The following is a 10,352-nucleotide window of genomic DNA, read 5'->3' as shown; positions in this document are numbered from 1 at the left end:
TCGTCACGCTGAAGCATTGGTATCTCTTTCCGCGGGGCCTTCACACAACTTAACTTTGGTGAGGCGTGTGTAGTTTTACCCGCCACCCGTTCGTCATCGAACGGGGTTGGCTGGGTTGGGCTTGGTTGAGCACCCAGATGATTATTATCATTATGTGAAAACAAAATATTGTATCTTGAGAATACTGCGCCTGATTGTGTGACGCAAGACGCGTGGTGATGTGACGGGGGCCTCGAGAGTGTTTCCCCGAAAAACAGTGGATGTGTCACTTCACAAGCACCGCCGCCCGGGCTACAGTCAGCCACAACATCCCCACCTGCAAGGAGCACAGATGAACACGCAAAAACCGGCCGCTAAGGTCATGGTCATTACGGGAGCCGGATCCGGAATTGGACGGGCAGTGGCTCGCCGTGCCATCGCTGAAGGCTACAACGTAGTGCTGGCTGGCCGGCGATCAGCGGAACTGGCAGAAAGTGTACCCAGCGCCCCAAACGCACTGCTGGTACCCACAGACGTCACCGACGTGGATGCTGTTAGGACATTATTTGAGCGCGCAGTGGAACACTTTGGCCGGGTGGATGTTCTATTCAACAATGCAGGTATGTTTGGCCCCTCCGGGGCAGTGGATGAAATCTCCCTGACCGGCTGGAATGACACCCTGGCTGTGAACCTTACGGGATCCATGTTGTGTGCGGCGCAGGCCGTCCGCACCATGAAATCTCAGACTCCTCACGGTGGGCGGATCATCAACAACGGATCCATTTCCGCTCACTCGCCTCGCCCCAAATCGGTGGCTTACACGGTGAGCAAGCATGCCATCAGTGGACTCACCAAATCGATTGAGCTTGACGGACGAGCCTATGGAATCAGCTGCGGGCAGATAGATATTGGCAATACCGCCACGGATATCATGAACGAATTGGATGTTGCAACGGGTGCCGTGCAAGCTAATGGATCCCTGCTGGTGGAGCCTATGTTCCCCGTGGAGGAAGCGGCCAGGACGGTGCTGTTCATGGCCGGGTTGCCAGCCAGTGCCACCATTGGCCAGTTGGTGATTACGGCGGCAGGAATGCCGTTTGTGGGACGCGGCTAGCGCTCCTGCCGAACTCTTAGATGATCAGCTATCCAGATAGACAACTACGGCGGTGGCCTCCTGGCGAAGGAGGCCACCGCCGTGCTCAGTCACCGTGGGATTACGGCGCTACTAGTGTTCGTTTGCTTTGGGAGTGAGGGGTACTTCTCCCGTGATGGTTATCTCGTTGCCATCGGCATCGATCAACTTGCCGTTCTCGTAGCGGTCACCGTCTTGCAGTGATGCCATAACTTCGGAAGCGACCAAGCGGTCCGTGCCGGCAACGAACACGGAGGCGTTATCCGAGTTGCCGAACTTCAAGTGGTTGAACAACAGGTTCAGCAAGATGGCTACTACAGCGGCGGAGCTGATGCCTGAGTGGAAGATCGTGGCGAACCATTCCGGGAACTTGTCGTAGAACGTGGGTGCGGCGATCGGGATGATGCCAGCACCGATAGCTGTGGCAACGATGATCATGTTCATGTTGTTTTTGTAGCTCACAGTGGACAACGTGCGGATACCGCTGGCTGCAACCGTACCGAACAGAACAATACCGGCACCGCCCAGGACGGGCAGCGGCACTGCGGCCACAACGCGGCCCATGACGGGCAGAACACCCAAGATCACCAGGATGACGCCACCGGCTGCCACTACAAAGCGGCTCTTGATGCCGGTAACAGCAACCAGGCCCACGTTCTGAGCGAAGGCGCTCTGTGTGAACGAACCGAAGACCGGTGCAATGACGCTGGCAGCCATGTCGGCGCGCAGGCCGTCGCCGAGACGGCGTGAGTCAACTTTGGTGTCCACGATGTCGGCAACAGCCAGGATGTCAGCAGAGGTTTCCACCATGATGACCAGAACCACAATGAACATGGAAACAATGGCGGCGATATGGAAGGTGGGCATGCCCAGGTGGAACGGTGTGGGGAAGGCAACGATGGGGCCGGTGCTTACCTTGGAGAAGTTAGCCATTCCCACAGCGACGGCGATCAGGGTGCCGATGACGATGGCCAACAGGATGGAAAGACGGGAGATGGTGCTATTGCCTACCTTGCTCAACAGCAGCACAATGACCAGAGTCAGGGCGGCGAGACCAATATTGGCGACACTGCCGTAATCTTCCGCCTTCCTGTTTCCGCCCATGGCCCAGTTAGCTGCCACCGGCATGAGCGACAATCCGATCACCGTGATGACGGTACCGGTCACCACCGGAGGGAAGAACTTGATGATCTTGGAGAAAATCGGAGAGATCAGCAGACCAAGTGCCGAGGAGACTATGACGGCACCAAAAACACTCTGGATGCCTCCACCACCGTTGACAATAGCCACCATGGTGGCCACCCCGGCAAACGAAACACCCTGCACCAAGGGGAGCTGGGAGCCGAAGAACGGCAGACCCAAGGTCTGTAAGAGAGTGGCAAGTCCACCCATGAACAAGCAGGCTGCAATGAGCAAGCCAATGTCTGCCGGGTCCAGACCAGCGGCCTGTCCAACAATCAGTGGTACGGCAATGATGCCACCGTACATGGTCAGTACGTGCTGGAATCCGTAGGCAAAACTTGCCCCGATTCCTAGTTTCTCGTCCTCTGGCCGGGTGGGGGCTACGGCGGTGGATCGTGAATTCTTGGTCATAGCGGACCTCCTTGTCTGCTTACCTTCATCAAACGTCAGCCCACTTTTGGAGATGACGTGCGGGGTGGGCGGGGGATTGGAGCCCCGCCCACCCCTGGCCATTATGGCCGTGGGCTGACGTTCAGCCGCTAATTTCTAGCAGAAACCTGCTACGCCTTCCCAGACGTTGCCTGCATCGCTGGCGTTGTCGCGGGTGACGGTGGCTTCGATCAGACCGTACGGACGATCTGCTGCGAAGAACACTTCGTTGGGGTTGTCCTGGCCGAACGGAGACAGATCCACCAAGAAGTGGTGCTTGTTCGGCATGGAGAACTTCATTTCGTCGATCTCGGGGTGCGCTTGTAGAACCTTGGTGCCCATTTCGAACAGCGTGGTCTGGAGTGCGTGGGAGAAACCTTCGGTGAAGCCTTCTAGCAGGAGAGACTTGACGCTTTCGTAAGAAGCGTTGAAATCGAACTCTGCAGAGATCGCATCGGCATTGAAGCGCCAGCGTGCTGCCACGTCGGTGGCGAGGATGCGATCGCTGGTCTCGGCCAAGGTGGTGAACTTGTCAACCGGGAAACCGGAGAAACCTGACTGGGTGGACTTCAGGACGGTGAGGTCCTTCAGGCCGGCGAGAACGTGGGTGCTCTCGCCATCCTTGACCACAACAGCGGTGCGGACTTCCTGGTTGCTCTTGACGAAGGAGTGATCGTGTTCCTTGCCGTTGGCCTGGATACGGTTCCATGCGTACTGCTCGGCTGCCCAGCGGCCGCCAGTTACCCAATCGAACTCGCTGGTGAAGTGTGCGCCGAGGCGAAGCAGGAATGCTTCGGGGGAGCCCACTCCGTCGCGGGCAAAGCCGTAAACGGTGTTCTTCTGAGTGTCAGTGGGAACCACGTGGCCGTTGTCGCCATCGAGGTGGGCGGCCTGGAAGTCGCCGCGCAGCTGCGAGGTGACATTGAGGTCTTCAATCTCGTGGCGGTCAGTGTCGCGAGTGATCTTGACGAGGCGAACTTCGGCCTTGCCGTACTGGTTGGCGCCCAGGATTATGTTGTTATCGCTCATGGTATTAACTTCCTCGATATGTTGAATAGGCGAATGGACTCAGGAGCAGGGGCACGTGATAGTGCTCCTGGCTAGCCTGAACCGCAAAGGTCAGCGATACCTCCGGGAAGAAGGTGTCCGTCTTGATGCCGGCGAAGTAGGCCTGAGTGTCAAAACGCAACTGGTACGTTCCGCTTTGCAGTTTCTCAGGGCCAAGATCTTTCACCCGCCCGTCAGCATCAGTGGTGCCCGACGCAATCTGGAACCATGCCTCGCCGTCGCGGGCATAAAGCTCGACGGCGACACCTGCAGCAGGTTTCCCCAGTGCGGTATCCAGAATGTGGGTGGTTATATGGGAGACGCTCACGCGCTCATCACTCCTTCGAGCCGCAGCACAGCGATTTCTCGCAGCTGTTGGGCAACTATGAGGGCTTCTTCAGCTGCGGTGTTTTCCATCCGCTGGTGAAGGGTTTTTATGATTTCCTGTGGGCTGCGTCCTGCAGCCCGGATCAGGAAGACTTGGTCAAATTTGGCTTCGTAGGCACGGTTGCCTTCGGCGAGTGCCGTAGCGATCTCTTGATCGGCGGGATCTACGCCGGACTGCTCTTGACGCGACAATGTGGCTTCTGCGCCAGCTCCGGTTGCCCGTTCGCCGATTCTGGGGTGGTGGGCCATAGCAGAGGCCACTTCCTCATCGGTGAATGGCTCTGCAGCAGTCCGGGCACAGTAGAGTAGTTCGGCATTGCTAGAGAACGGGCGGGCATCGATGATCTCGTTTACCCAGCGTTCAATATCAATGCAGGGCTTCAAAACTGAGATCAGTTCTGCAGGTTCTGCGCTGTTAAAGTCTTCAAGCATCATCGCTTGCATTCCTTGCGAGTCAGTGCTGGCATCCACGGTGTCGGCTATACGAGAACAACCAAGTTATTTTCGTATCGTGGAACTGTTATTTCAGCATATGAATAGTGAACCGCATCACAGGTGAGATGTCAAACACAAATTTCAACCCTTAAGGTGCCTCTTGTTCATCTTGGGTTGCACTGGGGGGCACTCTTGCGGATTTACGCGCTTGTGCTGGCACAATGACCGGCATGGCATTGACGGGCCGCGGGGCCTCCACTAAGTTATTTCATAGAGCAAGATTTGAATTTCACTTTATGAAAACTTAGGAGCGACATGACTACCCCCCTTACGCCCGGAACGATCGCACCGGCCTTCACCCTTCCCGATGCACAGGGCAACGCTGTCAGCCTCTCGGATTACGCAGGCCGCCAAGTCATCGTGTACTTCTACCCCAAGGCTGCCACCCCCGGGTGCACCACTGAGGCCTGCGATTTCCGTGACAGCCTCGCGGCATTGCATAGCGCAGGTGTGGAAGTTGTTGGCATCTCCACCGATCCGCAGGAAGCTCTTGTCGCATTCACGGAAGAATTTAACCTGAATTTCCCGCTGCTCTCCGACGAAGCACACGAGGTTGCCGAGGCTTGGGGCGCCTGGGGCGACAAGGTTGTCAACGGTAACGCCATGGTGGGGGCCTTGCGTTCAACCGTGGTGGTCAATGCCGATGGCACCGTCAAGAGCGCCGAGTACAACGTCAACGCTGATGGCCACGTGGCACGCCTGCGCGAAGAACTTCTGGGGTCATAAGACGGGTCTCCCGCACTCCCAACGCACCGCACTCAAACGCTCCAGCACCCCAGGTGCTGGAGCGTTTGAGCTTTCATCCTCCGAGAGTTAACTCGTTGGAGTGTGTTTGCGCGCCAGTTGCGCAACCGTTCGCCGATAAAACCTCCTCACTTTACGTCCGAGTGCCGGCCACTGTCCCGCAGTAGCTCCGGTCCTGGCTGGATCCGATCCGGGCCCGGCTGCTGGCCGAACTGCGGTGCCTTTTTTCGCAGGGGCGGTCTTTGTGGCTAAGCTTGCAGCCGACACGGCGTACTTGGTGGAAAGTAGCGCAGCGTGAAAGCAACCCCACAGGAAATTAACGAAAGTGCCCGAACGCCCGGCCGCATCAAGGGGTCATGGTGACCTAGAAATTGCAGATTGTGCACGAATCCGAGATCGAGGGTATCCCGGTGCAGGTCTTTGACGCGGCGATCCTCCGGCGGATGCAGGGATTCTTTGCCGCCGCAGGATCTGGCGTTTCCGGCAGTAAAGTGAGCCCTTTCTGCGGACCTGACGCCGCGGGAACACCAAGCTTTCGAGCTCGTGGTGGTGGTGGCGAAATTAAGGGTGGCAAGCCACAGTCAAACGATCGTGCGAGCCCGCGAGGCAGGCCAGAGGGAAGCTGGCATTGGGTAGCCGGCCCCTGCCGATTCCCGTCTGGTTCCTACTTGCCCTCGGGATTCACTTTCGGTGGCTCAGGAAAGCTCTAGCTACCCAGCTTCAGCGCCGACCAGCCACCCGTGCCGATCTGCTCCTTAGAACCCCAAGAGTTGCGCAGGATCGGGTAATACAAGAGATTGCCGCTCGAGGAGCGGGCAAGAACGCCGTAACTGCCCGCGCCTACGTGATTGGCGATGCCAGATAGATGAGTCATGGAGCCCCACCCGGTCCCCACCTGGCGGCGGGTTTCACTGATGAATCCACCGGCGCCATTGCCGCGGTAGAGCAGCAACTTTCCAGCCGTGCTGCGAGCCAGCAGGTCTTGCCTCTTATCACCGTCAAAATCGGCGGCCATGATGGTCAGCGATCCCCAACCTTGGCCAATCTGCTGGCGCGCACCGAACCGGACGCCGTCAAGGTTTGGGTAGAGAAATAGCTGCCCGGTGGTACGGTTTTTCGCGACGATAGACGGGTATGCCGAGCCGGACTTCCACTTCGTAATGACTACGTCAAGCGGTCCCCATCCTGTACCGATCTTTTGCGCAGCCTTCAAAGTGCCGTTGGTCTGGCCGAAGCTAACTGTGAGCCGGCCATCGGACCATACCGCGACCAGGTCTTGGATGCCGTCGTTGTTGTAGTCCACCACTGTCAACTGCTGAACTCCGGCCCAACCCGCTGAGATGAACTTGCTCTGCCACAAGTCGCCTCCTTTGGCGGAAGGGTAGACGTACAGGCTGCCGGCGGAGTTTACGGCGGCGATGTCGCCTGCTGCAAAGACAGGGCCAGAATTTGGTGCAGGGGTGCTTGGCGCCGGGGTACTCGGAGCAGGGGTTGGAAATGTTGCCGGGTACCGGGCCAAATTGCCCGCAACCACGCTCATGCCGCTCCAGCCAGCCTTGCTGGTCTTGACGTAGCCCAGCCCAAAGTCAGTGAATCGTTTATCCATCAGCGCTGCGCGGTGGCCGGGGGAGTTCATCCACCAGTCAACAATCTGTTCGGCCGTGTTGTTGATGCCGATAATTTCCGAGTAAGTGTCAAAACCGGCAGGGAGAATAGAAGCACCGTAATCCGGGCGATGCAGTTTGGCCATGTCCAGCGTGTCAGCGTTGATTTGTCCGTTTAACTTCAGGACCCACTCTTGTGAGCCGGCGCTAATGGCCGTGTTTAGGACCAGCGGGGCCGCTCCGTTTTGGGCTCGGTAACTGTTGGCCCTGGCCAACACCTTCGAGGCAAAAACGTCTTTGGCATCGGGGACGTAGATGCCGGATAGTGCTCGAGCTACAGGACTCTTGGCCGGTGTAGTTGCGGCGATGTCTGCCGTCATGATGGGAGACGAGGACGCAACAGCCGCCCCGGTTTCCTCAGCAGGAGCCGGCTCAGCACCCGTGCTCGTGGTGGCGGCGGGTGACGCGGTCGGTGAGGGATCCGCCGTCGTACGTGGGGTTGAAAAGGGTGCGGCGGAAGAGGTTGGTGATGGGGTGGAAGGGGGGTGCCGGGGATTGCGCCAGAGCAGGTGAGAACCCCGAGGTCGCAAGGACAGCCGACGCCGCAACGGCGCACAGCAGAGAAGCAATTTTTCGCATGGTGAATCCCCAGAGAACGCGATAGGTCGTGGCATCTTCGAGACAAGGATGCTTTTTCATCCTATCCGGGCCGTCAATGTCTGCTGGATCTGCTGGCTTTGCTACCCACAACGGCTGGGATCACTTCAAAACCATTGGGTGAGCCAGATCTCTGCGATGGTGGCCGCCGCATCGGACGCTATGGCCGACTACCAGGATCCGAACCTCATTGGCCTGCGCACGCAGGACGCCATGTACCGCTTCTTCGGCCGCCGAGCCACCGCCACCGGCTACGCAGGTGCCCGGGACGTGGGCGCGCCGGAAGGGTGCCGCAGGGCATGGCAGGCCTCGCCATGAACATCGTGGGCATCACACTTAGGCTGGCTGGCCTGCTGGGACTGCTCCAGCGTGCCAGCGCTCGGGCACCCGTTGTGAGCAGGATCGCCGCCTGGCCCGGGATGTGACGGGGGTGCGGATCTGCATCCTGACCATGTTCGACGACGACGATTCCGTGTTCGCCTCCAAGCTCGCCGGGGCGCTGGGGTACCTGCTCAAAGGCGCCGACATTGACGGGATTGAACGCGCGGTGCGGGCTGTGGCTGCGGGAGAGGCCCTGTATTCGGCTGCGACTGCCCGGCGCATGCAGGCATTCTTTGCCGCTTCCTCCGGCGGTGGGCACGCCCAGGCCCTTGCCGCCCAACCCTGTCCCGGGTTGACGCCCCGGTAGCGGGAAGTGCTAGAACATGTGGCGCGCGGTCAAACCAATGCGCAGATTGCGGCGGCGTTGGGATTGCGCCCCAAAACAGTGCGCAACGTGGTCTCATCTCTGTTGGCGAAACTGCGGGTGGACGGCCGCGGCCAGGCCATGGTGCGGGCCAGTGATGCGGGGTTGGGCGGCTGACGCATGCCGGGGCTGCGGCTCAGGGGTCAGTCGGGTAGGAGGCGGTTCGCCATGCGCTGGATTTGGTCACGGAACGCGCCCAGCACGGCTTGCACCGCTGGTGACCGGAGCGATTCTGCCCGGGCCGCAACCCAGAATTGCACTCTCTGCTCAACCTCCTTGGGCAGGACCCGGACCAATCCGTCCTGCCCTTCTGCCATAAACGCCGGCAACATCCCAATGCCGGCGTTGGCCCGTACTGCCTCAATCTGCGCAAAGACGCTCGTGGCTTGAAACTGGGCCGTGTTCACGGAGCTTGCTGTGAGCGCAGAGTGAGCCGTATCCAGAGGGCGGGCAGGGCGCTGCAGGGCCAGCTCCGAGACCTGCAACGTTGTTTCCACGTAGGAAATAGAGCGGTGGTTGCCCAGCTCGGCCACGGAGGCCGGCAATCCGTGTGTCTGGGCGTAGCCTGTTCCAGCATAGAGCCGCAGTGAATAGTCGCTCAGGTGGAGGGTTTCGGCCCGGCCCGCCTCCACACTTCCGGCCACCACTTCCAGATCCATCCCTGACCGGTTTTTGCTCAGCCTGCGGGTTGCGCTGAGGAGTTCCACCCGCAGCGATGGATGGTTCAGTTGCAGCCTTGCAAGGGCGGGCGTGGCAATGAGTGCGCCAAAGCCGTCGGAGGTGCTGATCCGCACAACCCCGGACACAGCATCCACCCCGTTGCCAAGGCCGGAGGTCAACTGGCCCAGGCTCTTCTCTATCCCTTCGGCGGCGGTCACTGCTGCCCGGCCCAGCTCTGTCAGTTCCCACCCGTGCGGGGTCCGCTCCAAAGTGCGCCCACCCAATTGTTGCTCCAAGGCCAGAATGCGGCGCGAGACAGTGGTGTGGGTGGTCTTGAGAGCGTCGGCTACTGCGGTAAACCGCCCCAGCCGAGCCACTGTGAGCAGAATCAGCAGATCATCCGGGCTGGGAAACCGTGGGAAATCCGCCATGCCACCACTTCCTTCCAGAGACCCGCAGAGGCCCTCATAGAGAGAGCTCATAGTGAGGCGTGCAGAGTGCCCCGCGGAGGTGCCGCCAAGTCAACCAGGGCTTCATTGTGCAAAAATGCACATGCACTCTGCTGATTTCAGCCTTGTTTGCACCCTATCAGGGTGTGATGCTGGTCATAGCCGGTCAATGTCGGGGCCTTGGGACATAATGGGAATTGGGCGCAAGGGAGCATTCAAATGGCAGTTGTGGCTTGGATTGGTTTGGGCAACATGGGCGGGCCCATGGCTGCCACCAATGCTGCCACCACGGTCAAGGCCGGGCGCGTCGGGCACACCATCCGCCGCTTCCGCGCGGGCCAAGCCCCTGGCCGGAAATATTATCTCCAGGGGAGGGGCCGCCACAGGCCAGGAGCCGTTCCTGGAGAGCGCCTCCCTATAGACCGCGTACTCGCAGAACCCTTCCCTTCAGAAAGCCTTGGCCTGGGCAAACAAGTGTTCTGGGACATTGGCTCGGTATCCGCCGGCGACAGCTGGGCTCTGCGCACCTGGTATCCCATCTCCGGAGTTGTCCCCACTTCCGCGGCCAACAGCAACTTCGCACCGAGCTTGACCGCAGAGTTGGCCAACAAGGACAGGGGGTTGGCCCTTGCAGCCGCCCCAAGCGCCAACACTCCCTTGGGAAGAGGTGAGCCCGTCCAAGCGATGCTCCAACGCCTCACCCGCCAAGGCCTCACCCGCCAAGGCCTCACCCGCCAAGGCCAGGGAACCAAGGCCAGGGAACCAAGGATTGCACCCAGATCGTCTTCTTGGTGGATGGCTCCCTGCCGGAGCTTGCCTTCCGTGAATAGATAAGGAAAATG

13 protein-coding genes are annotated in these 10,352 nt (G+C 59.6%); 6 read left to right on the top strand and 7 right to left on the bottom strand.

The genetic code is table 11. The features are described from left to right. Positions 1 to 331: 331 nt before the first annotated feature. Complete coding sequence (locus RY113_RS09565; RefSeq protein WP_315914364.1) at positions 332 to 1,093, top strand: SDR family oxidoreductase; 762 nt, start codon at positions 332 to 334, stop codon at positions 1,091 to 1,093. A 111-nt stretch (positions 1,094 to 1,204) separates the two neighbouring features. On the opposite strand, the gene RY113_RS09560 is transcribed toward RY113_RS09565, so the two are convergent. The 4 genes from RY113_RS09560 to uraD all read right to left on the bottom strand — a co-directional run bounded on the left by RY113_RS09560 (position 1,205) and on the right by uraD (position 4,591). Next, positions 1,205 to 2,704 carry a nucleobase:cation symporter-2 family protein gene (locus RY113_RS09560; RefSeq protein WP_315914363.1) on the bottom strand — a complete coding sequence of 500 codons (1,500 nt, stop codon included), beginning with the start codon at positions 2,702 to 2,704 and terminating at the stop codon, positions 1,205 to 1,207. Positions 2,705 to 2,839: 135 nt separating this feature from the next. Continuing rightward, a complete protein-coding gene (gene pucL / locus RY113_RS09555) occupies positions 2,840 to 3,751 on the bottom strand; it encodes a factor-independent urate hydroxylase (protein WP_110104879.1) in 912 nt (303 codons plus the stop codon). A 4-nt stretch (positions 3,752 to 3,755) separates the two neighbouring features. Further along, the gene (gene uraH / locus RY113_RS09550; protein WP_110104878.1) at positions 3,756 to 4,097 is read right to left on the bottom strand and encodes a hydroxyisourate hydrolase; all 342 of its coding nucleotides are present in this window, start codon (positions 4,095 to 4,097) and stop codon (positions 3,756 to 3,758) included. Then, positions 4,094 to 4,591 (bottom strand): 2-oxo-4-hydroxy-4-carboxy-5-ureidoimidazoline decarboxylase, encoded by a 498-nt coding sequence (gene uraD / locus RY113_RS09545; RefSeq protein WP_110104877.1) that lies wholly within the window; start codon positions 4,589 to 4,591, stop codon positions 4,094 to 4,096. The genes uraH and uraD overlap by 4 nt, the downstream gene beginning before the upstream one ends. A 315-nt stretch (positions 4,592 to 4,906) precedes the next feature. Between uraD and bcp the strand changes: the two genes are divergently transcribed. Beyond that, positions 4,907 to 5,377, top strand: a complete 471-nt coding sequence (gene bcp / locus RY113_RS09540; protein WP_315914361.1) for a thioredoxin-dependent thiol peroxidase — start codon at positions 4,907 to 4,909, stop codon at positions 5,375 to 5,377. A gap of 724 nt (positions 5,378 to 6,101) precedes the next feature. Here the strand turns inward: bcp and RY113_RS09535 are convergent. After that, complete coding sequence (locus RY113_RS09535; protein ID WP_315914359.1) at positions 6,102 to 7,379, bottom strand: CAP domain-containing protein; 1,278 nt, start codon at positions 7,377 to 7,379, stop codon at positions 6,102 to 6,104. Between the two features lie 52 nt (positions 7,380 to 7,431). Continuing rightward, on the bottom strand, positions 7,432 to 7,638 hold the full coding sequence (locus RY113_RS09530) for a hypothetical protein (protein WP_315914357.1): 207 nt from the start codon (positions 7,636 to 7,638) through the stop codon (positions 7,432 to 7,434). A 138-nt stretch (positions 7,639 to 7,776) separates the two neighbouring features. Between RY113_RS09530 and RY113_RS09525 the strand changes: the two genes are divergently transcribed. The 3 genes from RY113_RS09525 (at position 7,777) to RY113_RS09515 (ending at position 8,518) form a co-directional block, all read left to right on the top strand. Next, positions 7,777 to 7,974 (top strand): hypothetical protein, encoded by a 198-nt coding sequence (locus RY113_RS09525; RefSeq protein WP_146212985.1) that lies wholly within the window; start codon positions 7,777 to 7,779, stop codon positions 7,972 to 7,974. Between the two features lie 112 nt (positions 7,975 to 8,086). Next, positions 8,087 to 8,344 (top strand): response regulator transcription factor, encoded by a 258-nt coding sequence (locus RY113_RS09520; RefSeq protein ID WP_146212984.1) that lies wholly within the window; start codon positions 8,087 to 8,089, stop codon positions 8,342 to 8,344. 6 nt (positions 8,345 to 8,350) lie between these two features. Continuing rightward, entirely contained in the window at positions 8,351 to 8,518 is a 168-nt protein-coding gene (locus RY113_RS09515) for a response regulator transcription factor (RefSeq protein WP_110104872.1), read from the top strand. A gap of 26 nt (positions 8,519 to 8,544) precedes the next feature. On the opposite strand, the gene RY113_RS09510 is transcribed toward RY113_RS09515, so the two are convergent. Further along, on the bottom strand, positions 8,545 to 9,492 hold the full coding sequence (locus RY113_RS09510) for a LysR family transcriptional regulator (protein WP_315914355.1): 948 nt from the start codon (positions 9,490 to 9,492) through the stop codon (positions 8,545 to 8,547). Positions 9,493 to 9,729: 237 nt separating this feature from the next. On the opposite strand from RY113_RS09510, the gene RY113_RS09505 reads away from it, so the two are divergent. Further along, positions 9,730 to 10,344 carry an NAD-binding protein gene (locus tag RY113_RS09505; RefSeq protein WP_315914353.1) on the top strand — a complete coding sequence of 205 codons (615 nt, stop codon included), beginning with the start codon at positions 9,730 to 9,732 and terminating at the stop codon, positions 10,342 to 10,344. The last annotated feature ends 8 nt before the right edge of the window (positions 10,345 to 10,352 follow it).

This window comes from Arthrobacter sp. lap29 (assembly GCF_032458965.1).
GTDB classification, from domain to species: Bacteria; Actinomycetota; Actinomycetes; order Actinomycetales; family Micrococcaceae; genus Specibacter; species Specibacter psychrochitiniphilus.
The sequence above is the reverse complement of the archived record's forward strand: the minus strand, read 5'-3'. Positions and strand labels throughout refer to the sequence as shown.

What these genes read in the sequence shown, in the direction of transcription:
- RY113_RS09565 (WP_315914364.1), top strand. Translation starts at nt 332, where the DNA reads ATGAACACGCAAAAACCGGCCGCTAAGGTCATGGTCATTACGGGAGCC.
- RY113_RS09560 (WP_315914363.1), bottom strand. Translation starts at nt 2,704, where the DNA reads ATGACCAAGAATTCACGATCCACCGCCGTAGCCCCCACCCGGCCAGAG.
- pucL (WP_110104879.1), bottom strand. Translation starts at nt 3,751, where the DNA reads ATGAGCGATAACAACATAATCCTGGGCGCCAACCAGTACGGCAAGGCC.
- uraD (WP_110104877.1), bottom strand. Translation starts at nt 4,591, where the DNA reads ATGATGCTTGAAGACTTTAACAGCGCAGAACCTGCAGAACTGATCTCA.
- bcp (WP_315914361.1), top strand. Translation starts at nt 4,907, where the DNA reads ATGACTACCCCCCTTACGCCCGGAACGATCGCACCGGCCTTCACCCTT.
- RY113_RS09535 (WP_315914359.1), bottom strand. Translation starts at nt 7,379, where the DNA reads ATGACGGCAGACATCGCCGCAACTACACCGGCCAAGAGTCCTGTAGCT.
- RY113_RS09530 (WP_315914357.1), bottom strand. Translation starts at nt 7,638, where the DNA reads ATGCGAAAAATTGCTTCTCTGCTGTGCGCCGTTGCGGCGTCGGCTGTC.
- RY113_RS09510 (WP_315914355.1), bottom strand. Translation starts at nt 9,492, where the DNA reads ATGGCGGATTTCCCACGGTTTCCCAGCCCGGATGATCTGCTGATTCTG.
- RY113_RS09505 (WP_315914353.1), top strand. Translation starts at nt 9,730, where the DNA reads ATGGCAGTTGTGGCTTGGATTGGTTTGGGCAACATGGGCGGGCCCATG.